Origin of the sequence: Solidesulfovibrio sp. DCME, assembly GCF_049995385.1 — a bacterium.
In the GTDB taxonomy this organism is placed as follows: domain Bacteria; phylum Desulfobacterota; class Desulfovibrionia; order Desulfovibrionales; family Desulfovibrionaceae; genus Solidesulfovibrio.
Genome location: NZ_CP188261.1, coordinates 649,416 through 668,937, shown reverse-complemented (window position 1 = coordinate 668,937; position 19,522 = coordinate 649,416). Strand labels below are relative to the sequence as shown.

Sequence of the window (19,522 nt, the reverse complement as noted above, 5' to 3'; positions counted from 1 at the left end):
GTTATGCGGAAACGGACGCATCGCTAGAACACGACGGCCCCGTCCTTGGCCCAGACCTGGGCCGAGGGGCCGCGCAGGACGAATTCCAGCTCGACGGTGAAGGACTCGGCCCTGTCTCCATCGAACACGCAGCCGATATTGACCCCGTGCTGGGCGCCGATGTCGGACCAGCCGGCCCCGGAACCCGTCATGCCCGACAGCTTGCGGACCTGGCCGTCCTTTTTGACGAACACCTCCACGCCGCTGTCCGTGCCGTTGGCCCGGGGATAATAGAGCATCCAGGCCCGGTCGCGCAGGACCTTGAGGCGAAAGCGCCCGGTGCGGGCCTTGTCCTTGCAGGTCAGCGCCAGCCAGCCCGGCTGGCCTTCCTGGGCCTCCGACCCGATATTGTCCAGGCTGTCCGGCTCGATGGATTGGACGATGTTGGAACAGGAGCGCAGGCCGCTGGCCTGGGGCGCCCAGCTGACCAGGGGCAGGATCGCCGAGCAGTAGACGGTGTGCCAGCGGCGGCTCGAAAAATAAAAGACAACGGCCGCCCCGGCCACGAGCGCCGCCACAACGAGCAAGCTTTTGTATCGGCCCATGGTTTTCCTACCAGTACTCGCACACGAAATAGTCCAGATCCGGATACTGAAACGACACCGTCAACGCCCCGTCGTCCGGGGACGGGCCAAGGGCCGCCTCCGGGAGGTTGTAGCTGTTGAAAAGCCCGCTGCGGCAATGGGCGGACAGCCGCGGGTCGCCGGCGGCCCAGCGTCCGTCGCCGTCCCGGGCGAAGGTCACGGTCAGGCGCAGGGCGTCGAGGCCCTCGCGCAGCTTGCGGGCCTTGTCCTCGGACATACGCCCGGCCGCCAACTGGCCGTCCACGAAGGCCGCGACGCCCAGGGAAGCCGTGGCTTCGTAGACTTCCGACCCGTCGCGGCGGACGAACCCGGCCCAGGCCAGGCCCTCCCCCCGGCCCCGGGCCTGCAAGGCCCGGCCGGCCGGCAGCGCCGCCAGTTCCTCGGCCGCCCGGGCCAGCCGCTCGCCCTCGATGGGCGTGACCACCGTCCCCTGGCAGGGGCAATCCTCGTTGAGGTACACGTCGCCGGCCGTGGTCCTGGTCAGGAAGCGCAAGCGGTTGGCGGCGCCGAAAAAGGCGACCTGCCAGTCGTTTTTGAGCAGCAAAAACCGCGACTTGGCCGGCGGATAATAGCCCGAATAGGTCAGGATGTAGGACAGTCCCAGCCCCGGCGTCAGGCCGAGGAATTCGGTGGTCGTGTCGAAATTGCCCACCAGCAGCGTGTTGCACCAGGCATTGTCCTGGCGCGTATACGGCATGAAGCCCTCCGACAACCGGGCGAAGCGCTCGATGCGCTCGCGCTTTGCCTCGGGCCTGGCCGTCAGGGCGTAGGCCTGGTTCTGGACCTCCTGGAAGCCGAACAGCCCGGCCGCCAGTTGGGCGCCGAGCAGAAACGGCACCAGGACCCGCCACGGGCCAAGGGTCAGCAGCAGCAGGAAGGAAAGCAGGTAGACCGGGAACAGGTGGCGCAGTTCCAGGGATTGGTAGGTCAGGGCGGCGAGGAGATAGCCGCCCAGGTTGCAGGCATGGACCCAGGGCAGGTCGCGGGCCGCCCGGCCGCCCGCCCCGCCGCTGCGCGCCCGCAGGCGGCCCCAGGCCAAGCTCACCAGGACCAGGGGCAGCAGGGCGACCATGACGCCGACAAAGGGATTGCCGGCGATGAGTTCCCGGGCGCGCGCGATGTTGGGCGCCACCAGATCGTAGGCCAGGCCGGGCATGGCGGCAAGCGCAACGCCCCCGCCGAGGATGTTCTGGACCACGGCCCGGCCGGGGCTGCTGTAGCTGACGAACGGCGAGGCCGGCAGCATGTAGGCGGCATAGCACAGGGCCAGCAGCCCGGCGCCGCAGGGAAAGGCGGCCAGCCGGCCCCAGCCCGCCACCGGCAGCACGAGCAGGCACCAGGGAATGAAAAGCAGCCCCCAGGACACCTTGATCAAGGCCGCCGCCGCGATGGCCACAAACAGCATTGCCGCGAAACGCCGCCTGTGCCGCCCAGGCTCGGCCGCGAGCACCTTGGCGAACAGGGCCGCCAGGACGAAGGCCAGGCCGAGGTGGGTGGCGTCCTGCCAGTACGTCGCCGCGGCATGGGGGAAATCGACCAGGGACACGATGGCCAGGCCCAGAAGCGGCAGTTTGGCCAGGCCCGGGCGGGTCAGCGCCAGAAAAACAATCAGGCACAGCGAGAAAAACGACAGGTTCAGCACGGCCGCCCGATAGGCAAAGGCCGCCCCGAACACCTTGGCCCCCAGGGACAGGGCCAGGGGAAAGCCGAACCCATGCGGCCCGAACGGCGAATTGCCCAGAAAGGCCGGAACCTCGTTGAGCGTGAAACGGCCCATGCCCAGGCCGGCCGCGGCCAGGGCCCTGGCCTGGGTCACGGCATCGAAGGTGTCCCAATGCGGATAGGGGATGAGGTTGCCGATCGCGGTCTGGGCCAGGGACTGAAACACCCCCGCCACCACCAGCCACGGCGTGAGGACGATCAACGCATAGCCCAAGGCCAGCACCAGCCTCTGGGCACCACCTTGCTTGCGTGGATTGAACATGCTGTATGTCTTGAACTTTTCCGGAGACAGCTTGGGATATGCCGCTGTACTGCCGTTTCCGGCCAGCGTCAAGCCCCCGGGGGCGGTGGCCGGCGCCGGGCCGAGGCCCCTTCCCTCGAACAGGGCCGCGCCGCGTGGCCCTTTGGCCGGGCGGCGGACACCGAACGGCTTGCGGCCGGCCTCTTTTTCGGCCGCGCCGCGCGGCCTTTCGAGCGGACGGCGGACAGGGGCCGTCTTTCTTCTTGCCAGCCACCGCCTTTTCAGGCAGACAGGACCCGGACGTCAGATGTTTGGAGGCCCGGGCCGGCGACGGCAACGGGCTTTTTTGATGCCCGACTTTGTGAAAAAAAGAACAATCTCCGCTCCGCGACTGCTTCTCCGCGAAACCCTTTTGAATCAATGACAAAAAACGGGGCACCGTCCACGGACGAAGCCCCGTCGTATTCGCTCGTGGCCGAAGCCCGGCCTAGACCTCGATATCGACCACGCGGCGTTCGGCCACCACCTTCTTGATGAAGTCCACCACTTCGAGGTGCAAGGGGTGCGTGGCATAGGCCTGCAGGTCCTCCCTGGAATCGAAGGTGCTGTAGAGCACGATGTCCGTCGGCGGCACCGAGGCGAACACGGCCTCCCCGATGGCCACTTCGAGTTCCCGGGCCAGCGGCAGCTTGGCCGGCAGGGCCAGCAGCCGGGCCTTCATTTCCGCCGCGTTGGCGGCCTTGTCGCGGCCCTCGGCCTGCTCCTTCAACGTCCACATGACGATGTGCTTGATCATCGCGCGCTCCTGCTCCTGGTTTGGCATTTCGCGGCGCCCCGGTCGCGTCCGGAGGGCGCCGCGCCACCGGGCCGTTCGCGGCCCGGTCCCGTTTCTCTTGCTGGCTGGCGCGCCCGGAGGCAAGGCTTTTACGCCCGGTTTGCGGCGCGCAGCGGAAAAAGAGGCGGCCCGGGGTGCGCTGGACCCGTTTTGCCGCCGGCCTTAGGGGAGCGGGCGGGTGTCGGCGGCCAGAAAGGCTTCTACCGCCCGGTGGGGGGCGTCGTCGTCGGTCATGGCCGCGTCGAGGAGGCGGGTGAAACGCAGCAGCCGCCCGACCAGCTCCAGGGCCTCGATGCTTTTGTCCTCGGCCGCGTCGCTGCACTGGGCCGTGACCAGGTCGTCCTGGCGGCTGGCGAAAAAGCCCCTGGCCCGCAGGATGGTGGTCAGGCAGATGGCCCGCCGTTCGCGCAGGGCCGGCACCGCGCCGCCGCCCTTGAAGCGCAGCCGCACGTAGTTGCCCCGGGCCCGGGGGCCGCAGACGGCGTCGATCATGGCGAAGTGGAACTCCAGCCGGGCGTTGACGTTGACATAGTCGCGGGTGACCAGGGCGTAGTTCGGCTGGCCCACGGGCCGGCGGCCCCGGCCGTCGGTCAGGCCCCGGGCCAGAACGCCGGTGAGGTCCCGCTCGCCGTCCTCCCCGAAAGCGATGCCCGGCGCGGACAGCCCCCGCCACAAGGCGGCCAGGGGAACCGAGGCCACGGCCTGCGGTCCGATCAGCCTCCCCGGGCCACTTTCCCGCAAGCCGCCGCCCAGGTCGATGACCATGCACTCCAGCGGCCCGTCGCCGCGCAGCACGCGCACGGCGCCCCCGGCCTCCTCGAGCAGCGCGTCGCCGGCCTCGAACAGGGTCAGCACGGCCGACTCGTGGGCAAAGCGCACGACGTCGTGCAGGGTGCGGCACTCCAGCACCGAAAAGGTCGGGCCGTAGGCGTCGGTCAGGGTCAGGGGCACGATCAGGTCGTGCACGGCCGCCCGGCCCGGCGGCAGTGGCGCCTTGGCGTTGTGGCCGGGTTCGGTTGCCGGCGGGCACAGGATGTCCTCGATGGGGCCGATGGCGGCGGGCGCGGGTACGATGCGGCCGGCGTCGGCGTCGAGCACGACCAGGGACCCCTCGGGCACGGCCTCGATGACGCCCTGGGCCCGGGTCAGCATGGGCCGGCCGGCCTCGCGGGCGATGGTCGAAAGGTGATCCACGGGATTGCCGCCGGCCGTGGCCAGGCCCTGCCACAAGGGCAGCCCCCGGGCCGCTTCCGGCGCGGCAAAGGGCAGCAAGGCCACGACCGGCCCGGCCACGGGCGCCGCCAGGGCGGCCTCGTCCGTGACATGGCGCGCCCGGCCCAGGCAACGGCCCGGCGAGGCCGTCATGCCGCCGGCGAAAAGTGGCCCGGGCAAGGCCGGCGGCCGGCGCGAGCCCCAGACGATGCGGGCCGGCCGCGACTGGAGGAGCCAAAAATTCCCCTCGCCATCCAGGGCGTATTCCAGGTCGCGCCACGAGCCGGCCAGGGCCTCGGCGGCCAGGGACAACCGGGCCAGGACGGCCCGCGCGGGCTCGGACAGCACCGGTGCGTTGCGCACGGCCTCGGGCACGGGCTCGCGGCGGATGCCGCCCCCGGCCGCGGCCACGGCCCGCCGGGTCTTGCGGGCCACGTGGGCGATGTGGTCGGTGGGGTCGTCGCGCAAGACGCGGTAGATGTCCACCGGGGCCGCGCCGTTGACGGCCAAAACGCCCAGCCCCGGCACGGCCGAAATAAGCATCCGTTCCGTGTCCGGCCGCACCGGGTCGAGGCTGAAGACCACGCCGGCGGCCGTCGCCGGCACCATGACCTGGACCAGGACGGCCATGTCCAGGGCGTCGGCGGCAAGCCCCGCCTGGCGGCGGTAGACGACGGCCTGTTCCGACACGCCCCCGGCCAGGACCTCCAGGAAGCCCTGTTCCAGGGACTCGGGGGCAAGGTTGAGGGCGGTGGCCAACTGGCCGGCGAAGGAATGTTCCAGCGTGTCCTCGGTCAGGGCGCTGGACCGGGCGGCCAGCGTCAGGGGGAAGCGCCCGGCCAGGTCCTGGCCGAGCGCGGCCACGGCCACGGCCATATCCCGGCGCAGCCACTCGGGCACTGCGGCACCCAGTATTTCCTTGCGCAGGGCGGCGCAGGCGGCATTTCGCGCCGCGTCGGCGCCGTCGGCCCCGCCCAGGGCCTGGCGGATGCGCGCCTCCAGGCCGCTTTCGCGTAAAAATTCCCGGCAGGCCCGGGCCGTCACCACGAAGCCCGGCGGCACCGGAAAACCGTTGGTCACGAGCAGGGCCAGGCCGGCCGCCTTGCCGCCCACGTCCGCTGCGTCGCGGGCCTGGGCCAGGGGCAGGCAGGACGGCGGGCGCGGGCTGGCCTCCACCTGTTCCAGGGCGGCCCGCAGGGCCTCCTCCAGGGCCAGCTGCCGGGCGTAGAGGGCGCCGGCCCCCCGGGCCGAAAGCCTGGCCAGGCCGTCGACCAGCTCGAAGGCCACGGCCAGAAGCTCCTCCACCCGGCCGGCCAGTTCGGCCGAGGCCGCGCCCGAGGCCAGGGCCGCCTCGACCGCGCCGAGCTTGTCCAGGGCGCGTTCGTTGTTGGCCAAAAGGATGCGGAAGGTGTGGTAGCGCACCTTGAGCGCATCCAGGGCGGCCCGTTCCCGGGTCTCCCGCCGCCTGGCCAGGAGGTTTCGCAGCCAGCCGATCACGGCGCGGCCTCCGCCGCCGAGGCGGCCCGCCAGGCCTCGCCGAAGGCCCGTTCCAGGGCCTCGACCGCGCCCTGGCCGGAAAGGTCCGTGTCGCGCTGGCGGGCGAAGGCGCACAGCCCGCCCAGAAGACGCAGGGCCATCAAGGCCGGGGCGTCCTCGATCATCTTGCGCCGGGCCGTCACCAGGTCGCCGGCCGCCTCCACCTTGAAGTCGTAGCGGGCCAGGATGCGCCGCAAGAAGGCCGCCCGGGCGTTCTTGCCGGCGGCATCGGCCAGGCCGCCGACGAAGCGGAAGGCGATGGTGTTTTTCTCGGGGTTGCCGCCGACATAGGCGTCGATGACCGTGTAGTGGTAGCCCAGGTGCAGGCTCAGGTTGCAGTAGGACCGGGCGGCGATGGCCAGATTGCCGCGCATGTCGGGCAGCGGCCTGGCCATGGCCCCGATGATGTCGCCAAGGCCCACCCGGGCGGCGGTGGTTTCCCACAGGCCCGGGGCCAGCAGGCCGCCAAGGACCGCGGCCAACGGGCGCGAGCGCACGGCGGCCAGCCCCGTGGCCCCGGGCGCCAGGGCGCCGCCGATGTCCAGGACCCGCAGGTCCAGGGGAATGGGCAGGGCCAGGGGTTTGGCCACGCCCTCGGGCATGCCGGCCTGGCGCAGGTCGGCCAGCACGGCCACGGCCCGGTCGTGGGCGAAATGCAGGATGTCGTGCAGGGTGCGGCAGCCGGCGGCGCTAAAATCCGGGGCGCCCGGGTCGGTTGCGTGCAACACGGCGATGCGCCGCAGCAGCCGGCGCAGCAGCAGGTACTCCGGATCGTCCGGGGACAGGCCGCCATCCGGGGCCGGCCGGGTCGGGCCGATGCCGGACAGCACGCAGCCCGATTCGGCGTCCACCGTGACCAGCATGCCCTCGGGCAGGGCGGCCACGGCCCCGGACAGGCCAAACAGGGCCGGGGTGCGGTATTCCCGGGCAATGGCCGCCAGATGCCCCACGGCGTCGCCCACCTCGGCCACCACCGCCCCGGCCCGCCGCAACAGCCGGGCCAAGGCCGGCGCGGCCGACCGGGCCACGGCCACGGCGCCAAACGGCAAGGCCTCCGGCGGCGTGTCCTCGTCCACGTGGACGACCACGCCGCTGGCCGCGCCCAGGCAAGCCGCCTCGCCGCCGCACAACACCGGCACGGCCCGGCCTTGCGGCGGCCGGGCCAGGGGCACGAAGGGCAGCGGTGCGGCCGATTCGAAGACCACCGCGCCGGAAGATTCCAGGGAAAAGCCCATTTCCACCGCCTGGCCGAGCAGGCGTTCGGCGGCCAGGGCCTGGCCGGCCAGGGCCTGGACAGCCTCGGCGCCAAGGCCGGGCAGGGCCGGAGCGGCGGTTGCGCCCTCGGTGGCCGCGTCCAGCCGGGTGAAGGGATGGGCGCGGTCGCAGGTGAAGGTCGCGGCCCGGCCCGGATCGCCCTCGGCCCAGACGTCCAGGCGCAGGGCCACGGCTCCGTCCGGTTGGCAAAAGGCCGTGCGGATGCGGCCCCTGGCCACGGCGGGCCTGGCGATCAGGACCGTGGCCGCAAGCCCGGCCCCCAGGGCGGCCTTGGGTGCGAGCTCCCGGCCAAGCGCCGCCAACGTGGTGGCCAGGGGGCCGGCCTCGCCGGCCAGGCCCGTGCGGGTCAGGGCCGCGCCCTCCCCGTCGGGGGCAACCGTGGCCACGGAAACGTTCAGGCGCGCCCCCGCCGCCGGCCCGCCCAGGCTTTCCAGGGCCTCGGCCAGATCCTCCCGGGCCGCGCCAACGAGGCCGCCCCCCTCGTCCCAGGCGGCCGGGGCCACCACGAAACCGTCCGGCACGGCCAGGCCCAGCCGGCCGGCCAATTCGCCCAGGGCCGCGGCCTCGCGGCCGACCTTGGCCCGGTCCTCCAGGCGCAGCTCGCGCAAGGGCCGCACCAGGTCGGCGTCCCGGGGCTCGGGCCGCCCGGCCAGGATGTCTTCCACGGCCGCGGCCAGGGCCATGAACCGGTCGTAAAGGTCGATGTGGCGGTTGGCGGTCATGCCGTTTAAGGCATAGACGGCCTGATGGGCCAAGTCCGTCACTTCCCGGGCGGACTTTTCCAGAAAGGCCCGGTCGAAGATGTATTCGCCGCCGAGCATCCGCTCCATGCCGGCCATGGCGGCCAGGGCGGCGGTGTTGGCGTCGAGCAGGGCCTGGAATTTCGAAAAAACGGATCGGGCCTCGCTGGGCGTTGCCCCGGCACGGCCCCGGTCCAGGGGCGAATCAAACGGCATGGCGGCTTCCCATCTGCGCTTCGAAGCGGCCGACCACTTCCAGGATGTCGGCCAGTTTGAACGGTTTGGCCACGAAATCGAAGGCCCCCTTGTGGAAGGATTCCTTGGCCGTCTCCAGGGTGGCGAAACCGGTGATGACGATGACGCCGACACCGGGCGAGACGGCCTTGACCCGGTCGAGGAAGGCGATGCCGTCGAGGCCTTCCATCTTGAGGTCGGTGATGACGATGTCGGCCGGGGTTTTCTCGAACGCGGCCAGGGCCTCCTGGCTGTCGGTGAAGGCCTCCACGTCGTAGCCGGCCTTCTGGAAGGCGGGCTTGAGCCGTTTGACCACGATGGGCTCGTCGTCGAGGATGAGCAGCCGGCGTTTGCGCGAATCAGGGGTTTCGGGCTGGGTCATGGGCGTCCTCCGTCACCGCCGCGATGGCGGTGAGAAATTCCGTGGCGAAACAGTGGGCGTCGCCCTCGCGGCCAAGGCGCACGTCGAGTTGGCGGGTAAAGCCGACCAGGCCGCCCAGCAGGCGCAGTTTGGCGCACATGGCCCGCCGGTCGACCTTCTTGATGCGCCCGACCACCAGGTCGCCGTGGATCTCGACCCGAAAATCGGCCCGCTCCAGGATCTTGCCGATGCAGCGCGCCCGCCGGGCCCGGCGGCCGAAATCCGTCACCCCGCCCAGAAACCGGAAATACAGCGAATTGTCGTTTACCACCTCGCCGACATAGGCGTCGATGAGGATGAAGTGGTAGCCCAGGTGCAAATTGAGGTTCATGTATTCGTTGGAGACCACGGCCAGGTTGCGGCCGAGCTTTTCCTCGCCTGGGCCGCCCATGCCGAGCGTGCGCGTGAGGCTGGCCATGAAGCTGCCCATGTCCACGGGCACCGGGTCGGTGTCCCACATGCCCGAATCGGTCAGCCCGGCGAGCAGTTCGCGCAGCGGCAGCGAGGGCAGCGCCTCGGGCGCGATCTCGCCGCCCTGGGCACTGCCGTCGCCGTCGAGGTCGATGATGGAGAGGTTAAGCGGCAAGGGCGAACGCAACCTGCGGGCCGAGGCGTCGAGGATGCCTTGCCTGTTTTCGCTGAACGCGATCAGTTCGGCCACGGCCTGCTCGTGGATGTAGCGGGTGATGTCGTGGTAGGTGCGGCAGGAGGCCGGCGTGAAGCTCGGGGCGTGGGGGTCGACGAGGTTTAGGGGCGTGATCTTTTTGAGCAACCGGCGCAGCAGCCGGTATTCGTAGGAGTCCTCGTAGACGGCCTCCTCGGTCAGCTCGAAGTAGCGCAGCTCCTTGACCAGGCCCCGGTAGACCACGTTTTGGGTGGCGTCCACGGTGATCTCGTCGCCGGTTTCGAGCAGCTGCGTGGCCAGGCCGCAGCCGACCACCGTGGGCAGGCGGAACTCCCGGGCCACGGCGGCCATGTGGCCGGCCGGGGAGCCGATGTCGGTCAGGATGCCCTGAGCCCTTGGCATGACCCGCGAATAGCGCGGCGAGGTGTGGTGGGCGACAAGGATCGCGCCGAAGGGGAAATCGTCGAGGTCGGCGTCGCTGCGCACCACGTAGGCCGTGCCCATGGCCACGCCGCGCTGGACCACGTCGCCGCGGCCGGAAAAAAGGATCGCGGCGTCCCTGGTGGCCGCGTCGATGGCCCCGGTGCGCCGGGCCGGGTCGCCGTAGAAGACCATGGGCCGGCTTTGCAGCAGGTACAGGCGGCCGGCGGCGTCGATGGTCCATTCCACGTCCTGGGGCCGCTTGAAATATTTTTCCAGGGACAGCGAAGCTTCGCCCAAAAGCGACAGGTCGGCCTCGGTCAGGCAGGGGGCATCGGCCTTTTGCGGGGGCAGGTCGGTATAGGCCGTGCCGCCTTCCGGGCGCAGGGTGAGGGCCTGGGGCTTGTGGGCGATCTCCCGGGACAGGCTGGCGAAGGGTGCCCGCCGGCCGATGAGGTAGGAATCGGTGTCCAGTTCGCCGGACATGATGGGCGCGCACAGCCCCCAGGCGGCGCTGACGAAGATGCCCTCTTCCTTGCGCGTCAGCGGCGCGTAGGTGTAGAGCCCGCCGCTGACCACGGAATCGATCATGACCTGGCAGCCCACGGCCATGACCGCCTCGTGTTCCTGGAAGCCCCGGCGGCGGCGGTACAGCCAGGCTTCGGGCGTGTAGGCCCCGGCCACCACCCGCTTGAAGGCCTCGGCCGCCTGGGACGGCGGCACGCCGATGACGCTTTCGTACTGGCCGGCGAAGCTCGTTTCGCCGTCCTCGTTCCAGGCCGAACTGCGCACGGCCAGGCTCCGGGGCGGTTGGCCCAGCCGCTCGGCCAGGGCGGCCAGGGCCTCGGCCAGGCCGCGCGACAGGCTTTTGGGCAGGCTGGCCGCCAGGATGCGCTGGCGCACCGTGGCCGAAGCCTCGGCGATGGCCCCTTCCTCGTCGGCGTCGAGCCGCGCGGTCTGCCGGGCGATGAGTTCGGGCAGGCCGTTTTTGGCCATGAACGCGGCAAAGGCCCCGGTGGTGATGACGAAACCGTCGGGCACGGGCAGTTGCAGCACGTTTTTGAGTTCGCCGAGCATGGCGAACTTGCCGCCGGCGGCCTCGGCCATGTCGGCCCGCAGGGCGGACAGGGGCAGGGTGGGGGCGGTGTCCGGAAAATGGTGCCGGCCGGCCAGCTCGTCGGCGATCTCCTGGCGCACGGTTTCGAAGGCCGAAAAGAGCGGTACGTTGCGGCAGCGGTTCAAAATGGACAGGTCGGAAACAAGCTTGAAGATCTGGTCGGAAAGCTCCTCGCAGGCGGCCTCGATGTAGCGGCGGTCGAAGACGTATTCGCCGCCGAGCTTGTCCCCCATGTCGGCCATGAGCGTGAGGATGCGGTTGTTGCGTTCGAGGATGCTTTTGAACTTTTTAAAAAGCACCACGAAGGGCACCGGGGCCTTGCCCCGGGGGGTGAGGCCCAACGCCTGTCCGATCCTGCCCAAAACGCCCATGGCCGACTGCTTCCTGTTTCCCGTTCGGGCGCGGCGCTAATGCGCCCCGCTCTTGGAACCGGAGAACAGCTGGCCGATGACCAGGCCGCCGAGGATGGCGATGATGGAGGCCAGGATGCCGTAGAGCGCGCCGTGGCCGAAGGCCATGTCGGCCAGGAAGGCCGGGACGCCGACGAAGGAGGCCTTGATCGTGGCCTGGCCCCTGGCCGCCACGGCGCCGCCATCCAGGGCCAGGACCTCCACGGTGTAGGCGCCGGGCGAAAGCCGCGAGGGCAGGTGCAGCACGGCCGTAAACGGCCGCGTGTCCCCGGCGTCGGGGCCAAGCGTCACCTGGCCGGCGTTTTCGAGGTAGAGCTTCTCGGATTTCTGGAATTTGAGGAATTCGGCCACGAGCTGGGCCGTATCCGGGTCGTGGGATTCGACCGTGATGCCCGGGGCCAGCCCCGGCACGCCGAACGTGGCCACGGCCTCGGCCGGCGCCTCGGGCGAGGCGGCGACCAGGAAGACGCTCGGCGCGTTGGCGAAGGACACCTTGTCGGTGTTCATCCACAACAGGCCAAGCACCCGGCCTTTTTCCTTCATAGGAAAGGTCTGGGCCGCACCTGCCAGGCGCACCACCACCTGGCTGCCGGCCGGGGCCTGGCCGGTGACGGTCAGGTCCGTGCCGTTGTAGAGCGAATTGATGGCAATGGCCTGGGGGGCCAGGGTCAGGGGCGGCAGCGAGGCGGCCAGGGCCGGGGCGGCCAGGGCGGCCGTCAGGCCTAGGGCAAGGGCAAGGGCAAGGGCGGGCAGGCGGCGCATGCTAGTGTCCTCCGATGGCCGCGAGCAGCACGTTCGGCCGGGCCAACAGTTCGTAGAGCATCTTGAACATGACCAGCAGCACGATGCCGGCCAGGTAGATCTTCAGTTGGTCGCCGTGGAGCTTGCGCCCGATGCGGGCCCCGAACTGGGCGCCGATGGCCGAGCCGATGAGCAGCACCAGGGCCAGCACGAAGTCGACCGTGTGGTTCTGGGCGGCCTGCATGATGGTGACGTTGATGCAGGTGAAAAGGACCTGGAACAGGCTTGTGCCCACGACCACGTGCATGGGCATGCGCAGCATGTAGACCATGACCGGGACCATGATGAAACCGCCGCCCACGCCCATGATGGCCGACAGCACGCCGACCAGGCCGCCAAAAAAAAGCGGGGTCAGGGCCGACTGGCGGATGCCCGAGCGGGGGAAGTCCATCTGGAAGGGCAGGCTGGCCATGAAGGCGGCGTAGCCCGAGGCCTTGGCCGGGGCGACCTTGGCCGGGGCCGGCTTCCTGGCCTTTTTCATGGAGCTTAAGGACTCGAAGAACATGTAGGAGCCCACGCCGCCGAGCATGAGCACGTAGGTGATGGCGATGCAGAAGTCGGCGTTGCCCATGGCCCGCAATATCTTGATGAGTTGCACGCCCAGGGTGCCGCCGAGGACGCCGCCGATGAGCAGCAAAATGCCCATCTTGACATCGACGTTGCCCAGGCGCAGGTGGATCAGCGTGCCCGAAGTGGAAGCGCCGACGATCTGGTTGGAATCCGAAGCCGCGGCCACGGTGGCCGGAATGCCCATCATCATCAGCAGCGGGGTCATCAGGAAGCCGCCGCCCACGCCGAAAATGCCCGACAGCAGGCCCACCCCGCCGCCAAGGCCCAGCACGGCCAGGATGTTCACCGAATTGCCGGCGATGGGCAGGTACAGGGTCATGGGGATGCTCATGTCGCCTCACCTTTCGCTTGTGTTTCGTTTGGCTCCCGGCGCGGGGTCACAAGCTCCACCCGGCAGGAGACGCCATGCAGGATGCGCCGCAGGGATTGGGCCTCCCGCTCCGATGCGCGCCCTTCCCCATCGGCCGATTCCGACACCAGGAGCGTGATCTTGCGATCACGAGCGAACCGGATCACCTCTTCCTCGAAGTCCCCTTCGGTCACGAAGTATTCGATGCCGACCCCCTCTTCCCGGGCCCGCTGCACCAGCAGGCGCACCCGCCCGCGGTCGTCGGCCTCGGCCAGGGGGGGCGCGCCCCGGGCGTTTTCCTCGGGCCGTTCGGTCACGAACAGCACATGGACCTTGGCCTCGATTCGCTTGGCCAGGGAAAGCGCCCGGGTGAGGGCGGCGAAGGCCCCGTGACGGGACGTCATGCCGACGAGTATGCGTTCCATGGGTTTCTCGGCCCTGGCCAAAGCAACCGGCGGGCCAAACGGCCGCATTGACGCAAGGGGCCGGGATCATGGGGATTGTGCCCATGGCGGCCCCGCCGGGCAGCGGCCGGTGTTCCAGATTGAAATGTTCCTGGCCAAGGCGGCCGCGGCATGTTTCACTCTGGGACGCCCGGGGCCGGGGGATTGGGAAAAAACGCGCAATGACGGGCCGGCGGCGGTTGGAATGGCCTTTGCTGCCAGGCGGCAACGGCGAAAGCCCGGCCACCGGCGCATGGGGCGCGGCGGCCGGCCCCAGGGGCGACCGGGGGAAGCGGCTGTCACGACGGGGTCCGGCCCCCGGACGGCCGGCAAAACGGCGGGCGTCGCGCCTGCCCGTCAAGGATGACCGCCATGTTGCGCACCATCCGTTCCAAAATGCTCTTCGTGTTCGCGGCGAGCCTTTTTACCGTGACCGCCCTGGCCGCGCTGCACATCGGGAGCCTGTCGGCGCTGCGGGAACGCTACCTGGTCAGCGAACGCATCGAGGAGTTGCAAAGCGACATCCTCGAGGTGCGCCGCTTCGAGAAGAACTACCTGCTCTACCACGACGCGGGGAGCCTGCGCGAGGGGCTCGACTACCTCGACGCCGTGGACCGGCTGGCCGGGGGCCTGACCGGCGGCATGGACCAGGAACTGGGGCCGGCGTCCTACCGGGAATTTCTGGACGACCTGACCGCCTACCGGGCGGCCCTGTCCGCCCTGCCCCAGGCCGGCATCCCCGAAACGGCCGCAACCGAGGCCGTGCGCACCAAGGGCAAGGCCCTGACCGATTTCGCCACCCGGCTGCTTTCGGACAAGCGCCGGCGCATCCACGAGACGATCAACCGCTCCCTGGCCCTGCCCTTCGCCTTTGCCGGGGTGTTTTTGGCCCTGACCGTGGCCGTGGTGGCCCTGGTGTCCACCCGGGTGCTGCGGCCCCTGGCCATCCTGCGCGAAACCACCCGTCGGGTGGGCCAGGGCGACTTCCGCCCGGTCCCGGTGCGCGAGGGCCTAAGCGACGAGATCGCCGGGCTGCTGGGGGCCTTCAACCTCATGGCCCACCAGCTCGAAGCCAACCAGGAGCATCTGCTGCAAGCCCGCAAGATGGCGGCCCTGGGCACCTTCACCGCCGGCGTGGCCCACGAGCTCAACAACCCCATCAACAACATCACGCTCACCGTGGACGCCCTGCGCGAGGACCACGCGGCAAGCCTCGACGCCGAGGGCCGCGAACTCCTCGACGACATCACCGCCCAGGCCGACCGGGCGGCGGACATCGTGCGCAACCTCCTCGATTTCTCCCGCACCGAGCGCCCGCCCCTGGTTTCCCTCTCGCCCCTGGAGGTGGCGGCCAGCAGCGCCTCCCTGGTCAAGAACCAGATGCAGGCCGCGGGCCTGGCCTTCACCCTGGACGTGCCGGCCGCGCTTTCGCCCGTGCGCGGCGACCTGCGCAGCCTCCAGCAGGTGCTGGTCAACATCCTGCAAAACGCCGCCCAGGCCACGCCCCGAGGCGGCACCGTGCGGCTTCGCGTGGCGGCCGGGCCGGACGGCGAAACCGCCTTCACCGTGGACGACTCCGGCCCGGGCGTGCCGCCCGAGGTCCGGGAGCACATTTTCGAGCCCTTCTACACCACCAAGGGCGTGGGCAAGGGGACGGGGCTGGGGCTGGCCGTGGCCTATTCCCTGACCAAGCGCCACGGCGGGCGCCTCGAGGTGGACGCCTCGCCCCTGGGCGGCGCGGCCTTCACCGTCCGGCTGCCCGGCGCCCCCCGCCCGGATGCCGGCGCGGCCCCCGCCCCCGCCGCGCCCGAACCGGAAAAGGGCCGGGAGGCCGCATCGTGAACGCCCGCATCGCCGTGGTCGACGACGAAACCATCGTCTGCAACCGCTTAAGCCGCGCCCTGGCCAAGGATGGGGGTACGGTCGAGGCCTTCACCGAGGGCCGGGCCTTTCTGGCCCGCCACGCCGAAGCGCCCTTCGACCTGGTGTTTCTGGACCTGATGCTGCCCGACGGCGACGGCGTGTCCCTCATCCCGGCCGTGAAGTCCGTCTCGCCGGCCACGGAAGTGGTGGTCGTCACCGGCTTCGGCACCATCGAGACGGCCATCGCCGCGGTCAAGGAGGGGGCCTTCCACTACGCCCAGAAGCCGGTCAAGCTGGCCGAGGTGCGCCACCTGGCGGCTTCGGCCCTGGAACGGGCGGCGCTTAAGCGCGAGAACTCGGCCCTGCGCCGGGCGCTTCGCGGCACGCCGGGGGAGCGGCCCCTCATCGGCGTCTCGCCGGCCATCCGCAAGGTCTTCGCGCTTATCGACAAGGTGGCGCCGGTGGATTGCAACGTCCTGATCCTCGGCGGCAGCGGCACGGGCAAGGAGCTCGTGGCCAGGGCGTTGCACCGGCAAAGCCCCAGGCGGGAGAGGCCCTTCGTGTCGTTTAACTGCGGGGCGTTCAGCGAGGAGCTCATCAGCAGCGAGCTGTTCGGCTACGAGAAGGGGGCCTTCACCGGGGCCGTGGCCACCAAGATCGGGCTTCTGGAGGCGGCGGCCGGGGGCACGGTCTTTCTCGACGAGATCGGCGAGATGCCGCTGCCCATGCAGGTCAAGCTCCTGCGGGCCATCCAGGAACGCCACATCCGCCGCGTGGGCGGCACCCGGCCCATCGACCTCGACATCCGCATCGTGGCCGCCACCAACAAGGACCTCAAGCACGAGACCGCCTCCGGGGCCTTTCGCGAGGACCTCTACTTCCGCCTCAACGTGGTCACCATCCACCTGCCCCGCCTGGACGAACGCCGGGAGGACATCGCGCCCCTGGCCGCCCATTTCCTGGAGAAATACAGCCTGGCCTTCCGCAAGGCCGTGACCGCCATCGAGCCCGAGGCCATGCGCATCCTTGCGGCCTACAGCTATCCGGGCAACGTGCGCGAGCTCGAAAACATCGTCGAGCGCGGCGTGGCCCTGGCCGAAAGCGAGACCCTGCGCGTCAAGGACCTGCCGGCCGACCTGCGCCAGCTGCGTTTCGATTCCGTGGAGGGCGAAGGCCTCGTTTCCCTGGAGGAGATGGAACGGCGCTACATCGCCAAGGTGCTGGAGCGCACGGGCTACAACAAGGGCCTGACGGCGCAGATCCTCGACGTGCCGCGAACGACCCTGTGGCGCAAGCTCAAGCAGTACGGCCTGGATTGAACCGGGCGCGCCCGACACCGACAAAAAGGGGGTCCGACACCCAAGGACATTGATTCCTTCCCCGCCTTGGAGCATAAGGTAGGCCTGATCCATCACCCCCGATGGCCAAAGGCTAGGATACCCCGTGCTCGATGCCGACAAGACAAAAGAACAGTTACTGGCTGAATGCAACACCCTCCGAGAGCGATTGCAACAGCAGCAACAACTGCTCCTGACATCCACACATTTTTTTCATTGCTGCTCACGCCAGGTCTTCGACAACTATCGTATCGACTGGGTGGAAGGGGCGATCGAGCCCTTGCTTGGCTTCACCAGGCAGGAACTTCTCGCCGCTGGCTGCTGGATCCATTTTGTTCATCCGGAGGACCGGCTGCGCGTCGGCCTACACCTTTTGTCCCTCAAACCGAATGACCGTGGCGAGCAGGAATTCAGATTCATATGCAAGGATGGAAGCATCCGATGGGTCAACGAAGCCTACCGATGCGAGCATGACGCCACCGGCACGGGCTACAGGCTCTACGGAGCCATCAAGGACATTACGGCGAACACGATGGCGGCCGATGCCCTCCGTGAAAGCGAACGGCGCTTCCGCATCGTCGCCGACAACACGACCCATTGGGAGTACTGGCAGGCGCCGGGTGGCTCTTTTCACTGGGTGTCCCCTGCCTGCCAGCGCATTTCTGGCTATACGGCCGAAGAATTCATGGCCAAGCCCGGGCTGCGCATCCGGGACATCGTCCATCCCGACGACACCGCCCTGTGGGAAAGGCACAGAAGCCAGGCCGAAATGCAAAACCTTGGCCACTGCACCCTGGAATTTCGCATCATCAAAAAGACCGGCGAAACCGTCTGGATTGCCCATTCCTGCAACGGCAACTTCGACGAAAAGGGCGTCTCGCTGGGCCGGCGCGGCTGCAACATCGACATCACCGACCGCAAGCAGGGCGAAGCCCTCATGGGCGCCATCCTGGCCAACCTGCCGCTGGATTTCTGGGCCCGCGACCTTTCCGGAAAGGTCATCCTGCAAAGCGAAATCAGCAAGGCCCTCTGGGGTGACCTCAACAACCTGCCCCAGGAAGCGGCCGTGCCGGCCGACACGCTGCGCCGCTGGCGCGCCAATGCGGCCAAGGCCTATGCCGGGCACAAGGTGGACGCCGAGGCCGAATACAGCCTGCCCAACGGCGAACGCGTTTTCTCCCACGAAATACTGGCCCCCATCCGGGACCGGGACGCAATCCTGGGCATCATGGGCGTCAACGTGGACCTCACCGAACGCCGCCGCATGGAATGCGAACTGCTCGCGGCCAAGGAGGCGGCCGAGGCAGCCAACCGGGCCAAATCGGAGTTTTTGGCCAACATGAGCCACGAGATCCGCACGCCGCTCAACGGCATCCTGGGCATGCTGCAACTCCTGCAAACCACGGCCCTGGACGCCGAACAACAGGACTACCTCTTTGACGCGATAAAATCCTCCCACCGCCTGACCCAGCTGCTTGCCGACATCCTCGACCTGGCCAAAATCGAGGCCGGCAAGCTGACCCGCCAGGAAAGCCTTTTCGAAGTGGCCCAGCTGCGGCAATCCGTCCTCGATGTCTTCGCCCTGGCCGCCCAGCACCAGGGGCTGCGCCTGGAGTGCACGATCGACCAGGCCATGCCGCCCTGGCTTGTGGGCGACGAAACGCGGCTGCGGCAAATCCTTTTCAACCTGGTCGGCAACGCGATCAAATTCACGCCGCACGGCCGCGTGGCCGTGGACATGCTGCCCTTGCCGTCGCACCGCCCCGGCATCCTGCCCGTGCTCCTGACCGTCAGCGATACGGGCATCGGCATCCCCGACGACCAACTCAAGGCTGTCTTCGAACCGTTCACGCAAATCGAGGGCACGTATACCCGCCGGTTCCAGGGGGCTGGGCTGGGGCTTTCCATTGTCCGCAAATTGCTGCATCTGCTGGGCGGCGAACTGGCCATCGAGAGCCGCGTCGGCAGCGGGACGACGATGTATTGTTCCCTCCCGCTCAAGCTCCCGGAAGCCGCGCAGGGCCACGCCGCGCCGGCCCCCCCCGCTGTCCGCCACGACGCTGGCCACGGCTTGAAACTGCTCCTGGTCGAGGACGAGGACGTCAACCTCCTGGCCAGTCGCCGGCTGCTCGAAAAATCCGGCAACAGCGTCGTGACCGCCAAGGACGGCCAGGAGGCCTTGCACCACTTGGCGGCGCAGCCTTTCGACCTCATCCTCATGGACGTGCAGATGCCGGTCATGGATGGTGTCACGGCCACGAAAGCCATCCGCCAAGGCACGGCAGGCCGGGACAAGGCGCATATCCCCATCCTCGCCATGACGGCCTACGCCATGTCCGGCGACAGGGAAAAACTCCTGGCCGCCGGCATGGACGGCTACGTTCCGAAGCCCGTGGACATGGCCGCCTTGCAGGCCGAGATCGACAGGGTCATGACGCATCGGGCATCGCCCAGCCCGCCGGCCCCTTAGCCAAGGGACCTTTCCGGCCTCGCGGCCCTTTCCCCGGAAAATGCCCTTGGAGTCAGGCCGCATCCTGGACGCCGTCGAACAGACGGGCGGACGCAAGCTCCAGGCCGGCCGGCGGGTGTTGCCGGCCGACCGCCCCGGCGGCCGGCCGGCGTTGTCAGGCGGCGGCGCCTATGGCACTTTCGCGCCCGGCCGCGGCGGCAGCATGGACTGCCCGGGGCAGCGCGCCCCGCGACCGGGTCGCGGCACACCCGCCGCCCCGCGCGCCACAACCACCCGTC

The 19,522-nt window shown here is 69.4% G+C and carries 13 protein-coding genes; 3 read left to right on the top strand and 10 right to left on the bottom strand.

All coding sequences use genetic code 11. The features are described from left to right. Positions 1-23: 23 nt before the first annotated feature. The 10 genes from ACP59X_RS02785 to ACP59X_RS02740 all read right to left on the bottom strand — a co-directional run bounded on the left by ACP59X_RS02785 (position 24) and on the right by ACP59X_RS02740 (position 13,556). Positions 24-584, bottom strand: coding sequence for a hypothetical protein (locus ACP59X_RS02785; RefSeq protein ID WP_428564747.1), 561 nt, complete (start codon positions 582-584; stop codon positions 24-26). 7 nt (positions 585-591) lie between these two features. After that, entirely contained in the window at positions 592-2,607 is a 2,016-nt protein-coding gene (locus tag ACP59X_RS02780) for a hypothetical protein (protein ID WP_428564745.1), read from the bottom strand. Positions 2,608-3,073: 466 nt separating this feature from the next. Next, positions 3,074-3,382 carry a Dabb family protein gene (locus ACP59X_RS02775; protein WP_428564743.1) on the bottom strand — a complete coding sequence of 103 codons (309 nt, stop codon included), beginning with the start codon at positions 3,380-3,382 and terminating at the stop codon, positions 3,074-3,076. A 201-nt stretch (positions 3,383-3,583) separates the two neighbouring features. Beyond that, positions 3,584-6,130 (bottom strand): PEP/pyruvate-binding domain-containing protein, encoded by a 2,547-nt coding sequence (locus tag ACP59X_RS02770; protein WP_428564740.1) that lies wholly within the window; start codon positions 6,128-6,130, stop codon positions 3,584-3,586. Further along, the gene (locus tag ACP59X_RS02765) at positions 6,127-8,400 is read right to left on the bottom strand and encodes a PEP-utilizing enzyme (RefSeq protein ID WP_428564737.1); all 2,274 of its coding nucleotides are present in this window, start codon (positions 8,398-8,400) and stop codon (positions 6,127-6,129) included. Before ACP59X_RS02765 ends, ACP59X_RS02770 begins: the two co-directional genes overlap by 4 nt. Next, positions 8,390-8,800: a response regulator gene (locus tag ACP59X_RS02760; protein WP_428564733.1), complete on the bottom strand. Its 411-nt coding sequence runs from the start codon at positions 8,798-8,800 to the stop codon at positions 8,390-8,392. The genes ACP59X_RS02765 and ACP59X_RS02760 overlap by 11 nt, the downstream gene beginning before the upstream one ends. Next, entirely contained in the window at positions 8,778-11,372 is a 2,595-nt protein-coding gene (locus ACP59X_RS02755) for a PEP/pyruvate-binding domain-containing protein (RefSeq protein WP_428564730.1), read from the bottom strand. The genes ACP59X_RS02760 and ACP59X_RS02755 overlap by 23 nt, the downstream gene beginning before the upstream one ends. A 36-nt stretch (positions 11,373-11,408) precedes the next feature. Further along, positions 11,409-12,173, bottom strand: a complete 765-nt coding sequence (locus ACP59X_RS02750) for a TIGR02186 family protein (RefSeq protein ID WP_428564727.1) — start codon at positions 12,171-12,173, stop codon at positions 11,409-11,411. Between the two features lies 1 nt (position 12,174). Further along, complete coding sequence (locus tag ACP59X_RS02745; protein WP_428564724.1) at positions 12,175-13,113, bottom strand: sulfite exporter TauE/SafE family protein; 939 nt, start codon at positions 13,111-13,113, stop codon at positions 12,175-12,177. Next, positions 13,110-13,556, bottom strand: coding sequence for a universal stress protein (locus ACP59X_RS02740; protein ID WP_428564721.1), 447 nt, complete (start codon positions 13,554-13,556; stop codon positions 13,110-13,112). Before ACP59X_RS02740 ends, ACP59X_RS02745 begins: the two co-directional genes overlap by 4 nt. Positions 13,557-13,946: 390 nt before the next feature. On the opposite strand from ACP59X_RS02740, the gene ACP59X_RS02735 reads away from it, so the two are divergent. The 3 genes from ACP59X_RS02735 (at position 13,947) to ACP59X_RS02725 (ending at position 19,244) form a co-directional block, all read left to right on the top strand. Beyond that, entirely contained in the window at positions 13,947-15,416 is a 1,470-nt protein-coding gene (locus tag ACP59X_RS02735) for a sensor histidine kinase (RefSeq protein WP_428564718.1), read from the top strand. Next, entirely contained in the window at positions 15,413-16,756 is a 1,344-nt protein-coding gene (locus ACP59X_RS02730) for a sigma-54-dependent transcriptional regulator (RefSeq protein WP_428564715.1), read from the top strand. The genes ACP59X_RS02735 and ACP59X_RS02730 overlap by 4 nt, the downstream gene beginning before the upstream one ends. 124 nt (positions 16,757-16,880) lie before the next feature. Then, a complete protein-coding gene (locus ACP59X_RS02725; protein WP_428564712.1) occupies positions 16,881-19,244 on the top strand; it encodes a PAS domain-containing protein in 2,364 nt (787 codons plus the stop codon). The last annotated feature ends 278 nt before the right edge of the window (positions 19,245-19,522 follow it).

Bases quoted from the DNA above. Each gene is read 5' to 3' on its own strand.
- ACP59X_RS02785 (WP_428564747.1), bottom strand. From the start codon at position 584: ATGGGCCGATACAAAAGCTTGCTCGTTGTGGCGGCGCTCGTGGCCGGG.
- ACP59X_RS02780 (WP_428564745.1), bottom strand. From the start codon at position 2,607: ATGTTCAATCCACGCAAGCAAGGTGGTGCCCAGAGGCTGGTGCTGGCC.
- ACP59X_RS02775 (WP_428564743.1), bottom strand. From the start codon at position 3,382: ATGATCAAGCACATCGTCATGTGGACGTTGAAGGAGCAGGCCGAGGGC.
- ACP59X_RS02765 (WP_428564737.1), bottom strand. From the start codon at position 8,400: ATGCCGTTTGATTCGCCCCTGGACCGGGGCCGTGCCGGGGCAACGCCC.
- ACP59X_RS02760 (WP_428564733.1), bottom strand. From the start codon at position 8,800: ATGACCCAGCCCGAAACCCCTGATTCGCGCAAACGCCGGCTGCTCATC.
- ACP59X_RS02755 (WP_428564730.1), bottom strand. From the start codon at position 11,372: ATGGGCGTTTTGGGCAGGATCGGACAGGCGTTGGGCCTCACCCCCCGG.
- ACP59X_RS02750 (WP_428564727.1), bottom strand. From the start codon at position 12,173: ATGCGCCGCCTGCCCGCCCTTGCCCTTGCCCTTGCCCTAGGCCTGACG.
- ACP59X_RS02745 (WP_428564724.1), bottom strand. From the start codon at position 13,113: ATGAGCATCCCCATGACCCTGTACCTGCCCATCGCCGGCAATTCGGTG.
- ACP59X_RS02740 (WP_428564721.1), bottom strand. From the start codon at position 13,556: ATGGAACGCATACTCGTCGGCATGACGTCCCGTCACGGGGCCTTCGCC.
- ACP59X_RS02735 (WP_428564718.1), top strand. From the start codon at position 13,947: ATGTTGCGCACCATCCGTTCCAAAATGCTCTTCGTGTTCGCGGCGAGC.